Source organism: Streptomyces sp. NPDC051214 (genome assembly GCF_040682375.1).
Taxonomy (GTDB): domain Bacteria; phylum Actinomycetota; class Actinomycetes; order Streptomycetales; family Streptomycetaceae; genus Streptomyces.
Genome location: NZ_JBFBAT010000008.1, coordinates 141,390 through 162,801 on the forward strand (window position 1 = coordinate 141,390; position 21,412 = coordinate 162,801).

At 72.2% G+C, this 21,412-nt stretch carries 17 protein-coding genes; 10 read left to right on the forward strand and 7 right to left on the reverse strand.

Annotated elements, in window-relative coordinates; translation table 11 throughout:
* Positions 1–2: 2 nt before the first annotated feature.
* Positions 3–833: an oxidoreductase gene (locus AB0M70_RS22035; protein WP_365821767.1), complete on the forward strand. Its 831-nt coding sequence runs from the start codon at positions 3–5 to the stop codon at positions 831–833.
* A 31-nt stretch (positions 834–864) separates the two neighbouring features.
* Here AB0M70_RS22035 and AB0M70_RS22040 read toward each other — a convergent pair whose 3' ends face one another.
* On the reverse strand, positions 865–2,064 hold the full coding sequence (locus AB0M70_RS22040) for a methyltransferase (protein WP_365821769.1): 1,200 nt from the start codon (positions 2,062–2,064) through the stop codon (positions 865–867).
* A 127-nt stretch (positions 2,065–2,191) separates the two neighbouring features.
* Here AB0M70_RS22040 and AB0M70_RS22045 point away from each other — a divergent pair, with 127 nt between their 5' ends.
* Genes AB0M70_RS22045 through AB0M70_RS22055 form a run of 3 tightly spaced genes read left to right on the forward strand, consistent with a single transcriptional unit; the run spans position 2,192 to position 6,835 of the window.
* A complete protein-coding gene (locus AB0M70_RS22045) occupies positions 2,192–3,661 on the forward strand; it encodes an aldehyde dehydrogenase family protein (protein ID WP_365821772.1) in 1,470 nt (489 codons plus the stop codon).
* Positions 3,658–5,250: an APC family permease gene (locus AB0M70_RS22050; RefSeq protein ID WP_365821774.1), complete on the forward strand. Its 1,593-nt coding sequence runs from the start codon at positions 3,658–3,660 to the stop codon at positions 5,248–5,250. The genes AB0M70_RS22045 and AB0M70_RS22050 overlap by 4 nt, the downstream gene beginning before the upstream one ends.
* Before the next feature lie 22 nt (positions 5,251–5,272).
* Positions 5,273–6,835 carry a GMC family oxidoreductase N-terminal domain-containing protein gene (locus tag AB0M70_RS22055; protein ID WP_365821776.1) on the forward strand — a complete coding sequence of 521 codons (1,563 nt, stop codon included), beginning with the start codon at positions 5,273–5,275 and terminating at the stop codon, positions 6,833–6,835.
* Between the two features lie 18 nt (positions 6,836–6,853).
* Here AB0M70_RS22055 and AB0M70_RS22060 read toward each other — a convergent pair whose 3' ends face one another.
* The gene (locus tag AB0M70_RS22060) at positions 6,854–7,327 is read right to left on the reverse strand and encodes an NUDIX domain-containing protein (protein ID WP_365821778.1); all 474 of its coding nucleotides are present in this window, start codon (positions 7,325–7,327) and stop codon (positions 6,854–6,856) included.
* Between the two features lie 10 nt (positions 7,328–7,337).
* Positions 7,338–8,954 carry an apolipoprotein N-acyltransferase gene (gene lnt / locus AB0M70_RS22065; RefSeq protein WP_365821780.1) on the reverse strand — a complete coding sequence of 539 codons (1,617 nt, stop codon included), beginning with the start codon at positions 8,952–8,954 and terminating at the stop codon, positions 7,338–7,340.
* A 220-nt stretch (positions 8,955–9,174) separates the two neighbouring features.
* Between lnt and AB0M70_RS22070 the strand changes: the two genes are divergently transcribed.
* Positions 9,175–10,242 carry an O-antigen ligase family protein gene (locus AB0M70_RS22070; protein ID WP_365821782.1) on the forward strand — a complete coding sequence of 356 codons (1,068 nt, stop codon included), beginning with the start codon at positions 9,175–9,177 and terminating at the stop codon, positions 10,240–10,242.
* On the opposite strand, the gene AB0M70_RS22075 is transcribed toward AB0M70_RS22070, so the two are convergent.
* Both AB0M70_RS22075 and AB0M70_RS22080 read right to left on the reverse strand, forming a co-directional pair.
* Positions 10,199–10,753, reverse strand: coding sequence for a hypothetical protein (locus AB0M70_RS22075; RefSeq protein WP_365821784.1), 555 nt, complete (start codon positions 10,751–10,753; stop codon positions 10,199–10,201). The two genes, AB0M70_RS22070 and AB0M70_RS22075, sit on opposite strands and share 44 nt — an antisense overlap.
* A gap of 74 nt (positions 10,754–10,827) precedes the next feature.
* Positions 10,828–11,613, reverse strand: coding sequence for an aspartate/glutamate racemase family protein (locus AB0M70_RS22080; RefSeq protein ID WP_365821786.1), 786 nt, complete (start codon positions 11,611–11,613; stop codon positions 10,828–10,830).
* A 58-nt stretch (positions 11,614–11,671) separates the two neighbouring features.
* On the opposite strand from AB0M70_RS22080, the gene AB0M70_RS22085 reads away from it, so the two are divergent.
* Positions 11,672–12,847, forward strand: a complete 1,176-nt coding sequence (locus tag AB0M70_RS22085; RefSeq protein WP_365821788.1) for a glycosyltransferase — start codon at positions 11,672–11,674, stop codon at positions 12,845–12,847.
* Positions 12,848–12,856: 9 nt separating this feature from the next.
* Here the strand turns inward: AB0M70_RS22085 and AB0M70_RS22090 are convergent, their stop codons facing one another.
* The gene (locus AB0M70_RS22090; protein WP_365821791.1) at positions 12,857–14,161 is read right to left on the reverse strand and encodes a TerD family protein; all 1,305 of its coding nucleotides are present in this window, start codon (positions 14,159–14,161) and stop codon (positions 12,857–12,859) included.
* A gap of 293 nt (positions 14,162–14,454) precedes the next feature.
* Here AB0M70_RS22090 and AB0M70_RS22095 point away from each other — a divergent pair, with 293 nt between their 5' ends.
* The 4 genes from AB0M70_RS22095 to AB0M70_RS22110 all read left to right on the forward strand — a co-directional run bounded on the left by AB0M70_RS22095 (position 14,455) and on the right by AB0M70_RS22110 (position 19,109).
* Positions 14,455–14,880, forward strand: coding sequence for a DUF6643 family protein (locus AB0M70_RS22095; RefSeq protein WP_365821793.1), 426 nt, complete (start codon positions 14,455–14,457; stop codon positions 14,878–14,880).
* A gap of 46 nt (positions 14,881–14,926) precedes the next feature.
* Positions 14,927–15,751 carry an MOSC N-terminal beta barrel domain-containing protein gene (locus AB0M70_RS22100; RefSeq protein ID WP_365821795.1) on the forward strand — a complete coding sequence of 275 codons (825 nt, stop codon included), beginning with the start codon at positions 14,927–14,929 and terminating at the stop codon, positions 15,749–15,751.
* A 141-nt stretch (positions 15,752–15,892) separates the two neighbouring features.
* Positions 15,893–16,498, forward strand: a complete 606-nt coding sequence (locus tag AB0M70_RS22105; RefSeq protein WP_365821798.1) for a hypothetical protein — start codon at positions 15,893–15,895, stop codon at positions 16,496–16,498.
* Between the two features lie 187 nt (positions 16,499–16,685).
* Positions 16,686–19,109, forward strand: coding sequence for a right-handed parallel beta-helix repeat-containing protein (locus AB0M70_RS22110; RefSeq protein ID WP_365821800.1), 2,424 nt, complete (start codon positions 16,686–16,688; stop codon positions 19,107–19,109).
* Here AB0M70_RS22110 and AB0M70_RS22115 read toward each other — a convergent pair.
* Complete coding sequence (locus AB0M70_RS22115) at positions 19,069–21,366, reverse strand: hypothetical protein (protein ID WP_365822371.1); 2,298 nt, start codon at positions 21,364–21,366, stop codon at positions 19,069–19,071. The genes AB0M70_RS22110 and AB0M70_RS22115 overlap by 41 nt on opposite strands.
* Positions 21,367–21,412 lie beyond the last annotated feature (46 nt).

Below are 21,412 nucleotides of genomic sequence, written 5' to 3' on the forward strand. Positions count from 1 at the left end.
GCATGACGAAGGTATGGCTCGTGACAGGCGCGAACAGCGGCTTCGGCCGGGCGATCACCGAGGCGGCCGTCGCCGCGGGCGGCGTGGTCGTCGCCACCGCGCGCAACGCCTCCTCCCTGGACGACCTGGTCGCGGCCCACCCCGACCAGGTCGAGGCCCTCGCCCTGGACGTGACGGACACGGCCGGCATCGAGGCCGCCGTGCGTGATGTCACCGACCGGCACGGCCGCATCGACGTCCTGGTGAACAACGCGGGCCGCAGCCACGTCGGCGCCCTGGAGGAGGACTCCGACGCCGAGCTGCGCGCCCTGTTCGACGTGCACGTCTTCGGTCCCGCCGCGCTGACCCGCGCCGTCCTTCCGCACATGCGGGCCCGGCGCTCGGGGGCGATCGTGCAGATGAGCAGCATGGGCGGGCAGATGTCCTTCGCGGGCTTCTCCGCGTACAGCGGCACGAAGTTCGCCCTCGAGGGGATGTCGGAGGCGCTGGCCGCCGAAGTGGGGCCGCTCGGCATCAAGGTCCTGGTCGTGGAGCCCGGCGCGTTCCGCACGAGCCTGTTCGGCAACACCAGCGCGAGCCCCGTGGAGATCCCGGACTACGCGCAGACGGCGGGCGCCACGCGGACGATGGTCGCGGGCGGCGACGGCACGCAGCCCGGCGACCCGGCGAAGGCCGCGGCGGCGATCATCACCGCGCTCGACGCCGACGAGACCCCGCTGCGCCTGCCGCTGGGCGAGGACGCCGTGGACGCGGTCGTCGGCCACCTCGACTCGGTCCGTGCGGAGATTGCGGCCTGGGAGAAGGTGACCCGGGCCACCGCCTTCGACGCCTGAGGCGGTCGAAGGGGGCAGGCCGTGGCCGGTGTCAGCGGTCGCGCTTGACCGCCCGCAGGACCACGAACTTGGGGTTGCCCGCGACGACTTGAGCGTTGCCGAAGAGCTTCCGCAGCTTCACGTGGTAGTCGAGATGGCGGTTGCCGACGACCCAGAGCTCGCCCCCGGGGCGCAGCGCGGCGCGTGCCCCGCTGAACATCCGCCAGGCGGTCGCGGCGGATGTCGCCTGGTGGGTGTGGAAGGGCGGGTTGTTCAGGACGAGGTCCACCGTGCCCGCCGCGACGTCCGCCAGCGCGTCGCCCGCGATGAACCGCGCACGCGCCGTCTCGGCGGCGTTGGCGCGGAAGGTGGCCTGTGCCGAGGCGACGGCGGGGTACGACTCGTCGATGAAGGTGACCGTGGCCTCGGGATCGGCGACGGCGACGGCCGTGCCGAGCACGCCGTTGCCGCAGCCCAGGTCCACGACGTGCGCGGCGGCCCCCGCGGCTCCCCTGCCGGCCGGCAGGTGCTGCAGGAGGAAGCGGGTGCCGATGTCGAGCCGCTCGGCGCAGAACACCCCGGCGTGGTTGACGGCCGTCAGCCCCGCGCCCGCTCCGGAGTCGTCGTCGAGGACGTAGCTGCGCGGCCAGGGGCTGGGGCCGGCGTCGCGCTCCGGGTCCGGCGTGCTGAAGATCAGCCGCGCCTTCTGCCGGGCCAGCGACGTCCGCGTGGGACCGATGATCCGCTCGAAAAGGTCGAGCGTCGAGGTGTGGATCTCGGTGACCATGCCGGTGCCGACGACGACCGTGCCCGCGTGCAGGGCGGGCGCGAGCCGGTGCAGCTGGTCCTCCAGGAGCGCGAGGCTCTTCGGCACGCGGACCAGGAGTACGTCGATCCGGCTCGGCGGGGCGTCGCCGGTGGTCGCCAGGCGCACCGCGTCCGGCGCGAAACCGGCGCGCGCCACGTTGGCCCGCGTCGCCTCCCGCGCGAGGAACGAGTCGGTGATCAGCGTCGGCCCGTGGTCGGCGAGCGCGGTGGTCAGCGCGCCCCAGCGGTCACCGACGACGGCCACGGTGCCGGAGAGGTCGACGGGCTTGCCCGTTTCCTCCGCCCCGACGGGCCCGCCGTCCTCGCCCGCGAGATACCGCAGCAGGTAGGCGTCGGCGGCGGACCAGGCGCGCAGCGGGTCGCGAGGGTCCTCGGGAAATCGTGTGAGGTCGTACGCGCCCCATGACGTGCTCAGCCGGTTCATCGTGCCTTCAGGCTAACGGAGTGGGACGGCTGCCCCGATCAGCGGCTCCTGTGGTGCGCGTGCGGGCCGTTCTCCATAGCGTCCATTGGTGGAGCACCCGCGCATCCCATCCCCCCGAGGAGCCGTCATGCCGGAGCTGTTCATCGGCGGAACATGGACCACTGCCGTGGACGGGCAGACACGGGAGATCCGCTGCCCGGCGGACAACACCCTGGTCGCCACCGTCGACGAAGCAGGGCCGAAGGACGCCGCCGCGGCGATCGCCGCCGCACGCGAGGCCTTCGACACCGGGCCGTGGCCCGGCACCCCTGCGGCCGAACGCGGCCGCCTGCTGCTGCGCGTGGCCGACCTACTCGAACGCGACAAGGACGCACTCGCCCGCGCCGAATCCCTGGACACCGGGAAGCGGCTCGTGGAGAGCGAGTACGACATGGACGACATCGCGAACTGCTTCCGCTACTTCGGCAACCTGACGGCGGCGGGCGGCACCGACCGCGTCGTCGACGCCGGCAGCCCGGAGGTGGACAGCCGGGTGGTGCACGAGCCGGTCGGCGTGTGCGCGCTGATCACGCCGTGGAACTATCCGCTGCTGCAGACCGCCTGGAAGGTCGCCCCCGCGCTCGGCGCCGGCAACACCTTCGTCCTCAAGCCCAGCGAGCTGACCCCGCACACCGCCATCATTTTGATGCGCCTGCTCACCGAGGCCGGGCTGCCCGGCGGTGCCGCCAACCTGATCCTGGGCGCGGGCCCCACCGCGGGCGCGCCGCTCAGCGAGGATCCGCGGGTCGACATGGTGTCGTTCACCGGCGGGCTCGTCACCGGGCGCCGCATCATGGCCGCCGCGGCCCCCACGGTGAAGAAGGTCGCCCTGGAGCTGGGCGGCAAGAACCCCAACATCGTCTTCGCCGACGCCGACTTCGAGGCGGCCGTCGACTACGCCCTGATGGCGATCTTCCTGCACTCGGGCCAGGTCTGTTCGGCCGGGGCACGGCTCCTCGTCGAGGACGCGCTGCACGACCGGTTCGTCGACGAGGTGGTCGCACGCGCCCAGCGCATCCGGCTCGGCGGCCCCTTCGACGACGACGCCCGCACCGGGCCGCTGATCTCCGCGGCACACCGCGACAAGGTCGAGGCGTACGTGGCGGCGGGCATCGCCGAGGGCGCGGTGCTGCGGTGCGGCGGCGCGCGGCCCGACGACCCGGCTCTCTCGGAGGGCTACTACTACCCGCCGACCGTGCTCGACGAGTGCACGCCCGGCATGTCCGTGATCACCGACGAGTCGTTCGGCCCTGTGCTCACCGTCGAGCGGTTCCGGGCGGAGGACGAGGCGGTCGCGCTCGCCAACGACACCGTCTACGGGCTCGCGGGCGCCGTCTGGACGCAGGACGGCGGCAAGGCGCACCGGGTGGCGTCCCGGATGCGCGCGGGCACGGTGTGGATCAACGACTTCCATCCCTATGTGCCGCAGGCGGAGTGGGGCGGCATGAAGCAGTCCGGCTTCGGGCGCGAGCTGGGGCCTGCCGGTCTCGCCGAGTACCAGGAGGCCAAACACATCTGGCGCAACCTCGCCCCGACCCCGCAGAGGTGGTTCGAATGAGCACGGATCCCGGCAAGGGTGCCGAGGCCGCCGATGCCGCCCGGCAGCAGCACCAGGACGACGACGACGCGCTCGGCAAGCTCGGCTACCGACCCGAACTCAAGCGCACCCTGGGCAACTTCCACACCTTCGCCGCCGGGATCAGCTACATCTCGATCCTGACCGGCACCTTCCAGCTCTTCTACTTCGGTGTGAGCTTCGGCGGCCCCGCGTACTGGTGGTCCTGGCCGATGGTCTTCGTCGGCCAGCTGATGGTGGCGCTCTGCTTCTGCGAGCTGGCCGCCCGCTTCCCCGTCGCGGGGTCCGTCTACAACTGGGCCAAGCAGCTCGGCGGCAAGCACATCGGCTGGCTCGGCGGCTGGATGATGCTGACGGCCACCATGGTGTCCCTGGCGGCGGTCGCCCTCGCGTACCAGATCACGCTGCCGCAGATCTCCGACACGTTCCAGTTCATCGGGGACGGCAGCGGTACGACCGACGCGGCGAAGAACGCGGTGCTGCTCGGCTCCGTGCTGATCCTGTTCACCACCCTGGTCAACGCGTTCGGCGTCAAGCTCATGGCGCGGATCAACTCCGCGGGCGTCCTCATCGAACTGATCGCGGCCGTCGTCCTGATCGTGCTGCTCGCCGCCCACATCACGCGTGGCCCCAGCGCCATCACGGAGACCGGCGGCCTGGGCCAGGGGCAGAACCTCGGCTACTTCGGCGCGTTCCTGACGGCGTCACTCGCCTCGGCGTACGTGATGTACGGCTTCGACACCGCGTCCTCGCTCGGCGAAGAGTCGCTCGACCCGAGCCGCAACGCCCCGCGGGCGATCCTGCGGGCGCTCATCTTCTCGTTCCTGATCGGCGGGCTCATCCTGCTGTTCGCCCTCCTGGCCGTGCCGGATCTGCACGCGAAGGAACTGTCCGTGGACGGCCTGCAGTACGTGGTCCTGAGCACGCTCGGCTCCACGATCGGCGAGATCGTGCTGTGGTGCGTAGTCGTCGCCATCACGGTCTGCGAACTCGCCGTGCAGGCGGCGGGCATCCGGCTCGCGTTCGCCATGGCCCGCGACGGCACACTGCCCGCTTCCTCGCTGCTCGCCAAGGTCAGCCCGCGATTCAAGACCCCCGTACTGCCCGCGATCGTCATCGGCGTCGTCGGCGTCGCCATCCTGGTCATCAACATCAACCAGCCGCAGATCTTCTCGGTGATCACGAGCATCGCGATCATCATGATCTACCTGGCCTATCTGCTGGTCACCCTGCCGATGCTGATCAGGCGTCTGCGCGGCCAGTGGCAGCCCGTCGAGGGCAAGTTCTCGCTCGGCAGGTTCGGGCTGCCCGTCAACATCCTGGCCGTGCTCTGGGGCGCGGCCATGTCCCTCAACCTGGCCTGGCCCCGCGCGGAGGTCTACAACGCGACGGGCCCGCAGCACTGGTACCTGCGCTGGGGCGCGTTCCTCTTCATCGGCATCGTGGCCTGCGGCGGCTTCGCCTACTACTGGTTCGTGCAGCGGCACAAGGCGGGCGTACTCGCCGAGCACCGCTTCGAAGAAGAGGCCGTCGACCCCACCACTCCCCCGACGCCCCCGGCCGCCCCCTGAACCCCGCTGATCTGGAGTCACCATGCCCGCAGAGAGCTCTCGGTCCGAGTACGACTACGTGGTGGTCGGCGGCGGTACGGCAGGCGCGGTCGTCGCCGCCCGGTTGACCGAGGACCCGGACGTCAGCGTCTGCGTCCTGGAGGCCGGGCCTTCGGACGTCGGCGACGACAACATCCTGCGCCTCGAGGGCTGGATGGCCCTCCTGGAGTCCGGTTACGACTGGGACTATCCGGTGGAGCCGCAGGAGAACGGCAACAGCTTCATGCGGCACGCCCGCGCCAAGGTGCTCGGCGGCTGCTCCTCGCACAACTCCTGCATCGCGTTCTGGGCCCCCGCCGAGGATCTCGACGAGTGGGGCTCGCTGGGCTGCACGGGGTGGAGCGCGGCGGACTGCTTCCCCCTCTATCAGCGCCTGGAGACCAACGACGCGCCCGGTGACCACCACGGCCGCTCGGGCCCGGTGAACATCATGAGCGTGCCGCCGAACGACCCCTGCGGAACAGCCCTGTTGGAGGCGTGCGCGGCGGCCGGCATCCCCACCACCCCGTTCAACACCGGCACGACGGTGAAGCGCGGCGCGCACTGGTTCCAGATCAACTCCCGTCCGGACGGCACCCGTTCATCCGCCTCGGTGTCGTATCTGCACCCGATCCTCGGCAAGCGGCCCAACCTGGAGGTGCGCACCGGCCTGCAGGCACGGCGGTTGCTGTTCGACGAGAACCGGCGCTGCACGGGCGTCGAGTTCCTGCAGCCCGACACCATCCACAGCGACAGCGTCAGCGCGCGCCGCGAGGTGATCGTGGCCTGCGGCGCCATCGACTCGCCCAAGCTCCTGATGCTGTCGGGCATCGGTCCCGCCGGGCATCTGCGGGAGTGCGGGGTGGATGTGCGGGTGGACTCCCCCGGCGTCGGCGCCCACCTCCAGGACCACCCCGAGGGCGTGATCATGTGGGAGGCGAAGCAGCCGATGGTCACCTCCTCCACCCAGTGGTGGGAGATCGGCATCTTCGCGGACACCGAACCGGGCCTCGACCGCCCGGACCTGATGTTCCACTACGGCTCGGTGCCCTTCGACATGAACACCTACCGGCGCGGCTACCCGACCACCGACAACGCCTTCTGCCTCACCCCGAACGTCACCCGGGCCCGTTCGATGGGCACGGTCCGGCTGCGCACCCGCGACTTCCGGGACAAGCCGAAGGTCGACCCGCGCTACTTCACGCACGAGCACGACATCCGCGTCATGACGTACGGGCTCCGGCTCGCCCGGGAGATCGCGGCGCAGGCCCCGATGGCGGACTGGGCGGGCGCCGAACTCGCTCCGGGACCGAACGCCACGACCGACGACGAGCTCTTCGCCTACATCCGCCAGACCCACAACACCGTCTACCACCCGGCGGGCACCGTGAGGATGGGCGCGACGGACGACGCGGACTCGCCGCTCGACCCGCAACTGCGCGTCAAGGGCGTCACCGGGCTCCGGGTAGCCGACGCCTCGGTCATGCCGTTCCTGCCCGCGGTCAATCCGTGCATCACGACCATGATGATCGGCGAGAAGTGCGCCGACATGATCAAGGCGAGCTGAGCCGGCCCGCTGCGCCCGTCAGCTCCGGTCGAACCAGGTGGGCTGGTCCTCCGCCATGGCCTGCTTGATCCGGAAGACCCCGGCCTCGTGCAGGTCGGGCAGCCGGTCGAGCGCGAACCAGCCCACTTCGAGCGACTCGTCGTCGTTGACGCGTGCCTCGCCGCCGACGGCGCGGCAGCGCACGGTGATGTCCATGAACTGGCAGGTGTCGCCGTTGGGGTAGGTCACCGGCTCCAGGGCCTCGATGAGCACGACGCGCTCGGCGACGCAGTGCACCGCGGTCTCCTCGAAGACCTCGCGCACGGCGCACGCCGCGGGCTGCTCCCCCGGGTCCGGGATGCCGCCGATGACCGACCACTTGCCGTTGTCGGAGCGCCGCCCGAGGAGCACTCTGCCCTCGTCGTCGAAGACGATGGCGGTGACCCCGGGGAGCCAGAGCAGCTGGTGACCGGCGTCGGCCCGGATCGTGCGGATGAAGTCAGGAGTTGCCATGCCCTCGACCCTAACGGCCCTGCCGGGTGCGCCTGGCCCGTACGCCGACCGTCACCGCCCAGCCGAGACCGCCCGCGGCGATCAGCACGAGGATGCCCTCGGGCAGGGTGCCGAACCGGGTGGCCGGGGTCTGCGAGGAACGCAGCGGCACCTCCTCGACGAGTGAGTCGGCGGTGAACCACTTCGTCTTCTGCGAGACATGGCCGTCCGGCCGGATGATCGCGCTGACGCCGCTGGTCACCGGGACGGTGACGGTGCGGCTGTGCTCGACGGCGCGGATCCGCGACATGGCCAGCTGCTGGTACGTCATCTCGCTGCGGTCGAACGTCGCGTTGTTGCTGGGCACCGAGATGATCTGCGCGCCGTGGGTGACGGTGTCGCGCACGGCCCAGTCGAAGGCGGCCTCGTAGCAGGTGGCGAGGCCCACCTCGGTGCCCGCCATGGTGAAGACGCCGGGCTCGGTGCCGCGGCTGAAGTCCTGGCGCACCATGCCGACGTCGCTGCTGAAGAAGCCGACGACGCCGCGCAGCGGGATGTACTCGCCGAAGGGCTGGATCTGCCGCTTGTCGTAGGTATCCGTGGGGCCCTTCTCCGGGTCCCACAGGATCTGCTCGTTGAAGAGCTTGCCGTCCTTGGACTCCACGACCCCGCCCACCGAGATGGGGGCGCCGATCGCCTTCACCGCGCGCTCGATCGCCTCGCGGGCGTCCGGGTTGGTGAACGGGTCGATGTCGGAGGAGTTCTCCGGCCACAGGACGAAGTCGGGCTGCTTCGCCTTGCCCGCCTTCACCCGGTCCGCGAGCCGCTCGGTCTCGCGCACATGGTGGTCGAGCACGGCGCGGCGCTGGGCGTTGAACTCCAGACCCGCCTGCGGGACGTTGCCCTGGATGGCCGCGACGGTCGCGGTGCCGTCCTCGGCGTCGTCGCTGACGAGCGGGCGCGCGGCGAAGGCACCGGCGACCGGGACGAGCACGCTGAGCAGGGCCGCTGCCGCCGCACCCCGTCGTACGGCGCGTGGGTCACGGGCGTCGCGCGCCAGCCGGACGATCTCGTAGAGGCCGAAGCCGCACAGGACCACCGCGAACCCGAGCACCGGGGTGCCGCCGAGCGCGGCAAGCGGCAGGAAGACGCCGTCCGCCTGCCCGAAGGCGATCTTCCCCCACGGGAAACCGCTGAACGGCACCCGCGCGCGTGCCGCCTCACCGGCGATCCACAGGGCGGCGGCCCAGAGGGGGTACCCCGGCAGCCGGGAGACGGCGGCGATGCCCGCTCCGACGAGGGCGACGAACATCGCCTCGATGGCGGCGAGCGCCAGCCAGGGTCCGGGCCCGACCTCCACGCCGGTCCACACCAGGAGCGGCAGCAGGAAGCCGAGGCCGAAGAGATAGCCGAGCCCGAGGCCCGCCTTCCAGCCGCGGCCGTGCAGGCACCACGCGAACACCGCGAAGGCGGGGAGGGCCAGCCACCACAGGGTGCGTGGCGGAAAGCTGACGTAGAGCAGCACTCCGGAGAGTGCCGCCGCGGTGGCCGGGACGAGCGCTCGCAGGAAGCGGGCCTTGCGCGAAACGGGCTCGGGCCGCGGCCCGAGCTGCTCCGACTCGTCTACGGAGGTGGTGGTGGCGGTCACTCGGGGAGTGTACGGCGCGTCACTTGGACAAAGACAGGACGGTCGTGCCCGCTCGCGGGGGCCTTGTCCATGCGAGTGCCGGATCGTTCCTGCGCAAGATGTCCACATCTCACGGTTCCAGCGACTACGGTGTGCCCGAGTCCCTGACCTGCGGCCGGATCGAGCCACAGCGTTCGGGGCCCGTCATACGGCGGGGGGCGACGGGGTGGGGACAACGGGGATGGCCGCTACGGCCGGGCCACCAGGGGCATACGAACGGCGCAGCGCGTCCGACGCGACGGGCTGCGCGCTGCTCGGCGTGTGCGCAGCCTGGACCTTGATCACAGCGGGGGTGCACGGGGGCCAACCCGAAGGGGTGCTGCTGGCGGTGCTCGCCGTGGCCGCGGGCTACGCGGGCGGCCGCATCTGCGGCGCACTGCTGCCGGTCGCCGCGCCCTGTGCCGGTGCGCTGGCCGGGGTGGGCCTCGCCGCGGCGGCCCCGCAGCTCTCGCCGGGCCCCGTCAGCGCGGCGCCGCTCGGCCACACCGGCGCCACCGCGGCGCTCCTCATCCTGGCCTCGGGGGCGGCCTGCTCCGCGGCATGGGCGGCCCGCAGCGCCTCGGCGCGGCTGGCGATGCGGCTCCTTGCCGTGGGGATCTCGGTGGCCGCGGCGGCGCTCGGTTCCGTGGCCGGCGTCATCGCCTGCACCGGGATCCTGCTGTGCTCGCTGGCGACCGCGCTGATGCGGCGCAGGGTCCTGGGCCTGGCGGGTCTCGCCCTGGCCACGGCAGTGGTGACCGGTCTGACCTGGGCGATCGCCGATGACGTACTGCCGGAGGGGCTGAGCGCGTCCCTGGAGGGCCAGCTCGACGGCTACCGGGTCGAGCTGTGGCAGGACGCGCTGGCGCTCGCGGGCCAGGAACCCGCGGTGGGCGTGGGTCCCGGCCGGTTCGCCGATGCCAGCCCGACGGTGGCCGAGCATCTCCTGACCGACGGCAAGCCCCATTCGGCGCCGTTGCAGCAGGTGGCCGAGCAGGGCCTGGTGGGCGTGGTCCTTCTCGCGGCGGTCTTCTGCTGGCTTCTGTACGCGCTGTACCGCTCGCCGCGCTCCACCCAGGTCGTCCTGTCGGCGGGCGCGGCCCTGACGGCGCTGGCCGCGGTGGCGTCGGTCGGCAACGCGCTGAGCCTCACGGCGGTGACGACGGGCGCGGGCTATCTCGCGGGCATCGCCACGGCACGACCGCTGGGCGATGAACCGGCGCAGATCAGACCGCCTGGCGCCCCGCCAGGGACAGCCGGTGGCGGATGATCCGTACGGCCGCTTCGGCGTCGTCGACGGTGACCGTGAACTTCCGGCCGTCGCCCAGGCTGAGGACCAGGCCCTCACCGCGCCTGACGACGACGGCGGTGCCGAGCTCGGGGCGCGAGCGGTAGCCCCAGCCACCCCACTGCCGGGGGCAGACGACCTGGGCGAATTCCGCCCCCACCACGTGGGCGAGAAGGATGCGGCGGCGCGGCAGGCCCATGTGCCCGCAGCGCACTTCCAGGCAGTCCTTGTCGACCGTCACGGCCACATGGACGAAGGCGAGGGTGCCGAACAGGATCAGCAGCCCGGCGGCGATGCACCCCACGACGGACATGGCGAGGGCGGCGATCCCGGACGTCCACATGTTGTCGACGGCCAGCTCGATCCCCAGCGCGAGACAGAGGGCGCCGGCCAGAGCCAGCAGCCACTGCACGCGGTTGGTCGCGCTTCCGGTCCAGACTTCCGGCGGGGCGTCGGCTGTGCTGCCCCGCTCGCCGTGGGTGTGGTCCCTCATGCGACGAAGAGTACCGACGTTCCGGTGGGAAGGCACGGCATCGCGGAGCGTCACCGCTCCGGTCGTCCGCAGACTCAGCGTGCGGGAGTGGCCGCCGCGAGGAGCCTGCCCTCGGCGTACGTGTGGGCGGCGAGGGGCAGCTCGGCGGCGCGGCCACTGAGGATGACCGTGAGGCCGCCTTCCGTGCCGCTGCCGGGGCCCGGCAGCTCTCCGGCCCGGCGCAGCGCCTGGGCGGCGACCGCTCCGGCGGAGCCGTGCAGGACCAGGGGCGGCAGCTCGGGCTGCTGGAGGGCCGCGCGGATACGCTCCCCGACCAGCTCGTAATGGGTGCAGCCCAGGACGACGGCACTTACATCACGCGGAGTGAGTGCCGCCGCCGCGGTGACCGCCCTGTCGATGGCCGCCTCGTCGGCGGACTGCACGGCGTCCGCGAGGCCGGGGCAGGGCACCTCCGTGACGGCGACGCCGCCGCCGAACTCCTCGATGAGGCCGCGCTGGTAGGGGCTTCCGGTGGTGGCGGGGGTGGCCCAGATGGCGATGGGGCCGCCGCCGGCCACGGCCGGCTTGATCGCCGGTACGGTCCCGATGACGGGCAGGCCGGGTTCGAAGCGGGCGCGCAGGGCGGGCAGGGCGTGCACGGACGAGGTGTTGCAGGCCACGATCAGCGCTTGGGGCCGGTGTGCTGCGGCGGCCTCCGCGACGGCGAGCGAGCGCTCCATGATGTCCTGTGCGGTGCGCGGCCCCCAGGGCAGTCCGTCGGGGTCCGAGGAGAGGACGAGATCGGCGTCCGGCCGCAGACGACGTACCGCCGCCGCGGCGGGGAGCAGGCCGATACCGGAGTCCATGAGCGCGATCTTCACCCGGTCACCATAGTCGATCGGCCTTCTGGGCCCGGCGGCGTGGGGCAGACTGCGGCGGATGAGCGCCGTAGTGTGGACCGCCGCCGCATCGCTTGCCGCCTGGCTGTGGCTGCTGCTGGGCCAGGGCTTCTTCTGGCGCACCGACCTGCGTCTGCCGCCGCGCCGCGAGCCGGACGTCTGGCCCTCGGTCTGCGTCGTCGTGCCCGCCCGCGACGAGGCCGCCGTGCTGCCCGAGAGCCTGCCCTCGCTCCTCGCCCAGGACTACCCGGGGCAGGCGGAGATCTTCCTTGTCGACGACGGGAGTTCGGACGGCACCGGGACGCTGGCCCGGTCCCTCGCCGACCGGCACGGAGGCCTGCCGCTGACCGTCGGTTCACCGGGTGAGCCGCCGCCGGGCTGGACCGGCAAGCTGTGGGCCGTACGGCACGGCATCGGCCTGGCACGCGCGCGTACGCCCCGCTATCTGCTGCTCACCGACGCGGACATCGCGCACGAGCCGGACAGTCTGCGGGAGTTGGTCGCGGCGGCGGAGACGGCCGGATTCGACCTTGTCTCGCAGATGGCGCGGCTGCGCGTCGCGAGCATGTGGGAGCGGCTCGTCGTCCCGGCGTTCGTCTACTTCTTCGCGCAGCTGTATCCGTTCCGCTGGATCGCGAAGAAGGGCTCGCGCACGGCCGCGGCCGCCGGCGGATGCGTCCTGCTGAGCACGGCCGCCGCCGAGCGCGCGGCGATCCCCGACGCCATCCGGCACGCGGTGATCGACGACGTGACGCTGGCCCGTGCGGTGAAGCGGTCGGGCGGCCGCATCTGGCTGGGGCTCGCGGAGCGCGTCGACAGCGTGCGCCCCTACCCCGGGCTCGGCGACCTCTGGCGGATGGTCTCGCGCAGCGCCTACGCCCAGCTCCGCCACAACCCGTTGATCCTGCTCGGCACGGTCCTGGGGCTCGCCCTGATCTATCTGCTGCCCCCGGTCGCGCTGTTGGGCGGGCTTGCCACGGGCAGCGCGTGGCCGGCCGTGCTCGGCGGCATCGCGTGGCTGGTGATGACGGCGACGTACGTCCCGATGCTGCGCTACTACCGCCAGACTCTCTGGCTCGCTCCCCTGCTGCCGTTCACCGCTTTCCTCTACCTCCTCATGACGGTGGATTCGGCGGTGCAGCACTACAGGGGGCGCGGGGCGGCGTGGAAGGGGCGGACCTACACCCGCCCCGACCCCGCTCCCGAGCAGAACTGAAACCCCCCGCTACTTCCTGCCGGGCGTCCAGTTCATGCCCCAGCCGTACGCGTGGTCGATGGTGCGCTGCGGGCTCACGCCACGCTCCGGGACCAGGTAGCGGGCTTCGCGCTGGACGAAGAGGTCGCCGTTGTTGTTCGTGAGCAGGGCGAGCGCGCACACCGTGGAGGGCACCGTGCACTCGTCCAGCGAGAAGTCGATGGAGGCGCCGTGCTGCGGTTGCAGGGTCACCGTGGCGTTCAGGTCGGCGAAGCTGCGCGCGCCTTCGTAGATCGTCACGAAGATGACGATGCGCTTGAAATCCTTGATGTGGTCGAGGTTGACCGTGAGGTTCTCGCCGCTGGCCACGGCTCCGGTGCGGTCGTCGCCGTCGAGCAGCAGGTACGGGGGCTGGTCGAGGGACCCGAAGGCGTTGCCGAGCGCCTGGACGACGCCCTTGCGGCCGTCGCTCAGTTCGTACAGGGCGCACAGGTCGAGGTCGAGGTCCGCGTGCATGGCCACGGCCCGGCCGAGCTTGCTGGCCCAGCCCTTGAACTGCTTGCGCACCTCCCAGTTGAGGTTCACGCGCATCGCGCCGGAGGTGCCGCCCTGCTTGGTGAGCGAGACCGACGGGGCGTCCTTGGTGAGCGTGACCTTCGTCAGGCGCACGGGCGGGCCCGCGGGTGCGGGGGACGCGGCGGGCGGCGGCGGGGCCTGGACGGGGGCCGCGGGAGCCACCGGCGCCGGGGCCGGCGGAGGCTGCACCGCGGCCGGGGCAGGGGCGGGCCCCTGCTGCGGTTCGTCCACCGAGATCCCGTAGTCGGTGGCCAGGCCCTGGAGTCCGCTGCCGTACCCCTGCCCGACGGCGCGGAACTTCCACGCGCCCTGGCGGCGGTAGAGCTCGCCGAGGACGAACGCCGTCTCCACGGTCGCGTCCTCACTGTCGTAACGCGCGATCTCGGCGCCGTTCGCCGCGTCGACGACCCGGATGAAGAGGCCGGGGACCTGCCCGAACGTGCCGCCGTCCGTCGAGGCGGCGAGCACCACGGTCTCCACGGCGGGCTCCACGCGCGCGAGGTCCACCACGAGCGCGTCGGTCACCCGGCCGCCATCGGTCTTCTTGCCCTCGTGGCGCACCGCACCGGAGGTGTGGACCGCCTGGTTGTAGAAGACGAAGTCGTCGTCCGAGCGGACCTTCCCGGAAGCGGCGAGCAGCAAGGCCGACGCGTCGGCGTCCGGCACCCCCGCCCCTGAGGCCCACCCCAGTTCGACGCGCACGGCAGGTGCCGGCACGGGAACATTCGATCCTTTAGGCATTGTCATGTCCGCCCCCATCGCAAGTCGCCACGTCCGGCCAGGCCGCCGTCCCGTTCATGACCAACCTATTACCCGGACCCCCGGCAGGCCCATGGCCACCCTCGACACCCTGCCGCCCGGCCTTCACGTCAACCGTGCGTCAACCGCCGGTAACCCGTACGGAGCTTGGCTTGTACAGGATCCCTACGCGGCTGCGCGACCGATTTTTCCTAAGTTCGCTCGCATTGGGGACGTCCGGTCACTACCGACACGTAAAACAACCCTCTTATCGGTCTCCCCAACCAGCACATCAAGGGCTTAACTTATGTGTCATGACCTCCCCCCGCTCCACCTATGGCGGCGGTTACTACTCCGCGCCGTCCTTCCCGGACACCCCGATCTACGACTCCCTTGTCGCCGAGCGGGGTACTCCTCAGATCGCCCCGATCCGGGTCCCCTCCGCGTACGACACGGGCAGTCACCTGCCCGCGCTGCAGTCGGCCCTGCCCGCGCTGCCCGCAGCTCCGTCCCACCACAACCCCTCGTACGGCTACGCGCAGCAGCCCGCACCGCTGCAGCAGGCGCCCGCGCCGTACATCCCGCAGCAGCCGTCGGCACCGCGCGGCTACCCGGGCCCCCAGCAGCATCAACAGCGTCCCCCGGCCGGAACGGGCTACGAGGCCATGCGCCCCGCGGCACCCCGCCCGGCCCCGGCGACGTACGAGGACCCGTACAACCGCCCCTACCGCGGCTACTGATTCGGCCGCATGCGTCCCTGTCAGTGGCTGCTGGCAGGATGGCGTCATGCCGAATCCAGCGCTGCACTCGATCCACTTCTACCCGCTCAAGGCGGTCGGGGGACACGCTCCGCGTGAGGCCGTCGTCGAGCCCTGGGGGCTCGCGGGTGACCGGCGGTGGCTCCTGGTGGACAGCGACGGACGCATCATCACGCAACGACCGCATCCGCGGCTGGCGTTGGCCGCCGCCGAGCTCCTGCCCGGCGGCGGCATACGCATGTCCGCGCCCGGCCGGGAGCCGCTGACGGTCGCCGTGCCGCCGCCCGGCCAGACCGTCACGGTGGACATCTGGAAGGACATGGTCGAGGCGGTGCCCGCGGACGCGGCGGCGCACGCCTGGTTCAGCGCCTACCTGGACACGGACGCCCGGCTCGTCCACCTCGACGACCCCGCGACCAGACGCCCCATCGACCCGGCGTACGCCAAGGACGGCGAGACCGTCTCCTTCGCCGACGGGTATCCCCTGCTCCTGACCACGCTCTCCTCCCTCGACGCCCTGAACTCGCTCATCGCCCAGGGCGACCACTCCGACGAGGGGCCGCTGCCCATGAACCGTTTCCGGCCGAATGTGGTCGTGGACGGGACGGCGCCCTGGGCCGAGGACGACTGGTCGCGCGTCGCCATCGGCGAGGTCACCTTCCGGGTGGCCAAGACCTGCGGCCGCTGTGTCGTGACCACCACCGACCAGCGCAGCGCGGAGCGCGGCAAGGAGCCGCTGCGCACGCTCGCCAAGCACCGCCGCTTCGGTGACCAGCTGGTCTTCGGCCAGAATCTGGTGCCGGAGACGACCGGATCGATCCGGATCGGCGACGCGTTCACCGTCCTCGATTGAGAGACGCCGGCTCGGGAACTCGAAGGCCCGGCACGGTCGTTGAGCGTGGATGAGAAGGGTGATGTGGCTCTCTCTTTCTCCCGTCGGCGCGTGGGCCGTGCCGCTTGCGGTTATCACGGACGCGGAAGGGGGTGCAGGACTGTGCGAGCACTCGTCGGGCTCTGGCGCTGGCGGCACAATCCGCTGCGCCGCAGGACCGACCTCGTCGAAGCCTGGTTGGCCCTCGTGGCCGTGCTGCTCATCGCCGTCTCCGTGCCGCTGGCCGGCTTCGCGGTCGGCGACGCCTCGCGGGACGCCCTGCTCCAGTCGGTGCGGCAACAGCGAGAGGTGCGGCACGAGGTCGCGGGCATGGTGATCAAGAAGATTTCGGGCCCCCCGGTCGACCCCGATCCCGAGACGTCTTCCGCGCGCGACCGGCACAGCCGGGTGCTCGCCGAATGGACCGCCCCGGACGGCACGGCGCACACCGGTGCGGTGGTGGCCGCCCTCCAGTCCCCCGACCCGGGCGACCGATTCCGGCTCTGGACGGACGAGCACGGTCAGGTGGTCGGCCGCCCGCTGGACGACGCGACCGCCGGAACGCACGCGGCACTGGCCGGGATCGGCGCCGCCGCGGCGGTCGCCGGACTGATCGAGGGAGCCCGCCGGATCGTCGTCTGGCGCATCGTGGTGCGGCGTCACGACCGCTGGGACCAGGCCTGGGAGAAGGCGGGGCCGGACTGGGGACGGACCGGCACCGGCTCATGAAGCCCTAATCGGGGCACCCCTATGGACCTCCGGGTCCGGTGAGAGAGCGGCGATGACCAGGTGAGAGCCTGGCGATCGGGTCAACTCGCCCTCGCCGCGCGCGCTACGGTGGACCGGCCGAACTCTTCGGCGCCTTGCGCGAGGTCGTGAGGACCCGCGTACGACAAGGTGGGGGCAGAGCAACTCCATGGCACAGGGCACGGTCCAGGTGACGCACACCGGAACCTCGCGGTGGCGGCGCCGCACGGGTGAGTACGCATCGCTCGCTGCCGCCTTGGAGGCCGCGAGCGACGGGGACGTCCTCACCATCGCCCCCGGCACGTACCGCGAGAACCTCGTCGTCCAGCGGGCGGTGACGCTGCGCGGCCCCGAGGGCTCCCCCGGCTCCGTCCGCATCGCGCCCGCCGACGGGGTGCCGCTCACCGTCCGGTCGTCCGCCGTGGTGCAGGACCTGCATGTCGAGGGCCAGGACTCGGCCGCGCCCGCGCTGCTCGTCGAGGACGGGGCGCCCGAACTCATCGACGTACGCGTGGTGACCCGTTCCGCCAGCGGCATCGAGGTGCGCGGCGGAGCACGGCCCACCGTGCGGCGCTGCACGGTCGACAATCCGGGTGGCATCGGTATCGCCGTGCTCGACGGCGGGGGCGGGGTCTTCGAGGAGTGCGAGGTCGTCGCGGCCGGGCAGTCGGGCATAGCGGTGCGCGGTGGCGCGCACCCCCGTCTCGAGCGCTGCCGGGTGCATCACGCGTCCGGCGCGGGGCTCTCGGTGACCGGTGAGCACTCGGGCCTGGAGGCGATCGGCTGCGAGGTGTACGAGGTCAAGGGTTCGGGCGTGCAGATCACCGGGCGGGCCGCGGCGCATCTGACGGACTGCGACGTGCACCGCACGACGTCGGACGGCGTCACGCTCGACACGGACGCGGTCCTCACGCTCGCCGACTGCCGCATCCACGACATCCCGGAGAACGCGATCGACCTGCGTTCGCGTTCGGTCCTGACCCTCACGCGTTCCACCGTGCGCCAGTTCGGGCGCAACGGCCTCTCGGTGTGGGACCCGGGCACGCGCGTGGACGCCAACCAGTGCGAGATCCACGACAGCACGGGCGACTACCCCGCGGTGTGGGTCAGCGACGGCGCGACGGCCGTCCTGGAGTCCTGCCGGGTGCACGACGTGCCGGACGCCCTGTTCGTCCTCGACCGCGGCTCGCGCGCCGACGTCGTCGACAGCGATCTCTCCCAGGTGCGCAACACGGCGGTGTCCGTGAGCGACGGCGCGACGGCGCAGCTGGACGACTGCCGCATCCGCGACGCCGCCACCGGCGCGTGGTTCCGCGACCACGGCAGCGGCGGCACCCTGGCCAACTGCACGGTCGACGGCGTCCAGACGGGCGTCATCGTCACCAAGGGCGCCGACCCCACCCTGGAGCGCTGCACGGTCACCTCACCCGCGGAGGCGGGGTTCTACGTCTCGGCGGGCGGCCGCGGCAGCCTGCACGGCTGCCGGGTGACTGACAGCGGAGGGTACGGCTTCCACGTCATCGACGGCTGCCGTACGACGCTCAAGAAGTGCCGTACGGAGCGGTGCGCGCGCGGCGGCTTCGAGTTCGCGGAGGACGGGCCGCTCGTCGAGGACTGCACGAGCGACGAGAGCGGCGGGGTACGGACCGCGGCGGCCTCGGCTGCCGCGGCGCCGGAGGCGGCTCCGCAGACGGCGAAGCAGTCCGTGGGGCTGCTCGGCGCGATCCCCGGTCAGCGCGCGGATCTGGCGCCCGCGACGACCACGGCCCCCGAGCCGCCGTCCCGCTCCTCCAAGGACGTGCTCGGTGAACTCGACACGCTGGTCGGCCTGGAAAGCGTCAAGCGCGAGGTGCGCGCCCTCACCGACATGATCGAGGTGGGGCGGCGCAGGCAGCTCGCCGGGCTCAAGGCCGCGTCCGTGCGCCGCCATCTGGTGTTCACCGGCTCTCCCGGCACCGGCAAGACGACCGTGGCGCGGCTCTACGGCGAGATCCTGGCCTCGCTCGGCGTCCTGGAGAGCGGGCATCTCGTCGAGGTGTCGCGGGTCGACCTGGTGGGCGAGCACATCGGGTCGACGGCGATCCGCACCCAGGAGGCGTTCGACCGGGCGCGCGGCGGTGTGCTGTTCATCGACGAGGCGTACGCGCTCTCGCCCGAGGACTCCGGGCGTGACTTCGGCCGGGAGGCCATCGACACCCTGGTGAAGCTGATGGAGGACCACCGCGAGGCCGTGGTAGTGATCGTCGCGGGCTACACGGCCGAGATGCAGCGCTTCCTTTCGGTCAACCCCGGTGTGGCTTCCCGCTTCTCACGGACCATCACCTTCGGCGACTACGCCCCCGAGGAGCTGCTGCGGATCGTCGAGCAGCAGGCCGAGGAGCATGAGTACCACCTCGACACGGGGACGGGCGAGGCCCTCCTGAAGTACTTCACGGCGCTTCCCAAGGGTCCCGCGTTCGGCAACGGCCGTACCGCGCGCCAGACGTTCGAGGCGATGGTGGAGCGGCACGCGGGCCGCGTCGCCCAGTTCGAGGAACCGAGCAAGGACGACCTCACCCTGCTGTATCCGGAGGATCTGCCGGAGCTGCCGTGACCGCGGCCACGGGCTCGGCTGCGGGTTCGAGGGCGCGCGGGGCCGGCACGGCGGGCTTGAGCCGGGCGAGCAGTTTCGCCCGCTCCTCGGCGAAGGCGGGATCGGCCCGGTAGTCGCCGTGGCCCAGGATCGGTGCGGGCAGCGGGTGTTCCTCCGTGCGTCCGTAGACCAGGGGGTCCTTGAGCGCGTCGTGGTCGACCTTCGGTCCGTCGTCCTCGGCCTGGACCCGTACGGGACCGCCGATCGGGTCGGTGCTGCGGTACAGGTTGCGCCAGCAGTCGACCTCGCGGTGCAGGGAGTCGAGGGCGGCCGGGCCGAAGTGGGCGGGGAACCAGCGGCCGTAGAGGCGCTCCAGGGGTGAGCCGTAGGTGAGCAGGGCGACCCTCTTGCGGACCGAGGGCCACAGTTGCCAGGCGGCAGCGGCGGCGAGAACACTGCCCTGCGAGTGGCCTGAGATGACGAGCCTGCCCCCGGTGGCGCGCGTCGCGCGGGTCCAGGTGTGCATACGCCAGGTGAGGTCGGGGACGGCACGCTCGGCGTAGCAGGGCGGGGCGAAGGGGTGGGCGGCGCGCGGCCAGAAGGTGCCGACGTCCCACAGGATGCCGATGGTGCGCCGTGCGGAGGCGTCGCGGTAGGCGCGGCGGCCCCACGTCACGAACAGTATGAAACCGAAGCCGATCAGCCAGGAGCCAAGCGCCTGCGAGGTCTCGGCCGCGCCCTCGAAGAAGAGCGGCAGCCCTTGCGCGGCCTTGCTCGGGACCTCCTCGCTCACCCAGGCGCCGACCAGGGCGCCCGCGCCGAGCAGCAGCGTCACCGCCGAGGTGATGCCCACCAGAAGGGGGGCACGGTCGGTGAGGGCGGCACGCGCGCGCGTGCCCGCGATGCGGCGGCTGCGGGCCGCGTCCTTCGGCTCGCCGGGGTATTCGAGCGGGATGGTCTCCCGGTCGCGGCGTGCCCGTCGCCAGGTGCGGACGCCGAGCCAGCCGCAGAGTGCGGCGACGACCACGAGGAGGGGCGGGATGACCGATGCCTGCCAGGTCAGGAGCACGGGTGGGCCGTCGATGGTGCCGCCGGAGCCCGGCTCTCCCGCGCCGTCGAGCCAGTCGGCGACGCGCTGGGCGCCGCCTCCGGACATCACGCCGCCGAGCGCGCAGGCGAGCATGGCCACGGAGGGGCCCGCGAAGCCCCGCAGGGCGGTGCGCGGGTCGGGGGCCGTGCGGTAGAGCGCGCGGGCGGCCACCGCGAGCGCGATGACCAGGAGCCCTTGGACCAGGGCGATGCCGCCGAAGGTCGCGTTGCCCGGGAGCCTGCCGTCGGAGGTCCAGCCGGGGCGTGACCATCCCGCGTACACAAGCGTCAGGACGAGCAGGGTGAGCGCGCCGAGGGGCAGCGCGCGGATCAGTTTCGCGTCCAGGTGCCGGTCGAGCCTGCTCTCGCTGCGGCCCCTGCGCCAGACGACCAGGGCGACGAAGCCGCCGCCGAGGAGCAGCGTCACGACGAGGAGCCAGCCGAGGGCGTCGAACAGCGCGGGGCCACCGGGCTTCCGGTCGTGGCGTGCGGCCGCGGCGCCGACCGCGGCGGCCACCGTGAGGAACCCGGCGGCCGTGTGCGCGGCGCGCAGGCGGGCCACGAGGCGGCGCCCGTACCAGAAGCCGGGCTTGCCGAGCGCGGTGCGGCCGGGCTCCTCCTCCGGGTCGTCCTGGTGGGGCAGCGGCGTCTGGGACTCGTACGCGCTCCAGGTGCGCTGGGACAGGTACCAGAGCAGCCCGGTGAGCGCGGCCGGCAGCAGGGCGGCGAAGGCGAGACGGCGTCCCGGCTGGCTCCACCAGCCGCCGTGCCCGGAGGCGTCGGTCGCGAGGAAGCCGAGCCAGGAGCGTTCGGCGGCGCACTCCGGAGTGCCCGCGCACTGCCAGGCGATCAGGTCGACGGCGACCTCACAGGCGGCGGCGACCAGCAGGACGGTGAGGGTGAGCCCGGTCAGGCGCACCAGGAGACCGTACGTCCGCACGGTCTTGCGCATGCGTCGTGACGTGGGGCGCATCCAGTGCGCGAGGTTGACCACCATGAACGGAAGGAGCAGGAGCCACAGGGCCCGCGAGCCGTTGCCTGAGGTCAGATTGCACCAGACGTACGCCTCCGGGACCGGCTTGCCCCGGTAGTCGTCCGGGCGTTTCTCGGCGTCGGCGTCCTCGGCGCGGCGGAACACGGCCGCCGTCTCGTCGCCGGAGATCCGCACGGTCCGCGGATCGCCGAGCATCTCTTCGGGTGTCGTGCCCCCCACCCCATGGACGAGGAGTTCGAGA

Coding starts and splice junctions, on each gene's coding strand:
- AB0M70_RS22085 (WP_365821788.1), top strand. CDS start 11,672: ATGAGCGCCGTAGTGTGGACCGCCGCCGCATCGCTTGCCGCCTGGCTG.
- AB0M70_RS22095 (WP_365821793.1), top strand. CDS start 14,455: ATGACCTCCCCCCGCTCCACCTATGGCGGCGGTTACTACTCCGCGCCG.
- AB0M70_RS22055 (WP_365821776.1), top strand. CDS start 5,273: ATGCCCGCAGAGAGCTCTCGGTCCGAGTACGACTACGTGGTGGTCGGC.
- AB0M70_RS22050 (WP_365821774.1), top strand. CDS start 3,658: ATGAGCACGGATCCCGGCAAGGGTGCCGAGGCCGCCGATGCCGCCCGG.
- AB0M70_RS22070 (WP_365821782.1), top strand. CDS start 9,175: ATGGCCGCTACGGCCGGGCCACCAGGGGCATACGAACGGCGCAGCGCG.
- AB0M70_RS22110 (WP_365821800.1), top strand. CDS start 16,686: ATGGCACAGGGCACGGTCCAGGTGACGCACACCGGAACCTCGCGGTGG.
- AB0M70_RS22040 (WP_365821769.1), bottom strand. CDS start 2,064: ATGAACCGGCTGAGCACGTCATGGGGCGCGTACGACCTCACACGATTT.
- AB0M70_RS22035 (WP_365821767.1), top strand. CDS start 3: ATGACGAAGGTATGGCTCGTGACAGGCGCGAACAGCGGCTTCGGCCGG.
- AB0M70_RS22090 (WP_365821791.1), bottom strand. CDS start 14,161: ATGGGGGCGGACATGACAATGCCTAAAGGATCGAATGTTCCCGTGCCG.
- AB0M70_RS22060 (WP_365821778.1), bottom strand. CDS start 7,327: ATGGCAACTCCTGACTTCATCCGCACGATCCGGGCCGACGCCGGTCAC.
- AB0M70_RS22075 (WP_365821784.1), bottom strand. CDS start 10,753: ATGAGGGACCACACCCACGGCGAGCGGGGCAGCACAGCCGACGCCCCG.
- AB0M70_RS22115 (WP_365822371.1), bottom strand. CDS start 21,366: ATGCTCGGCGATCCGCGGACCGTGCGGATCTCCGGCGACGAGACGGCG.
- AB0M70_RS22045 (WP_365821772.1), top strand. CDS start 2,192: ATGCCGGAGCTGTTCATCGGCGGAACATGGACCACTGCCGTGGACGGG.
- AB0M70_RS22100 (WP_365821795.1), top strand. CDS start 14,927: ATGCCGAATCCAGCGCTGCACTCGATCCACTTCTACCCGCTCAAGGCG.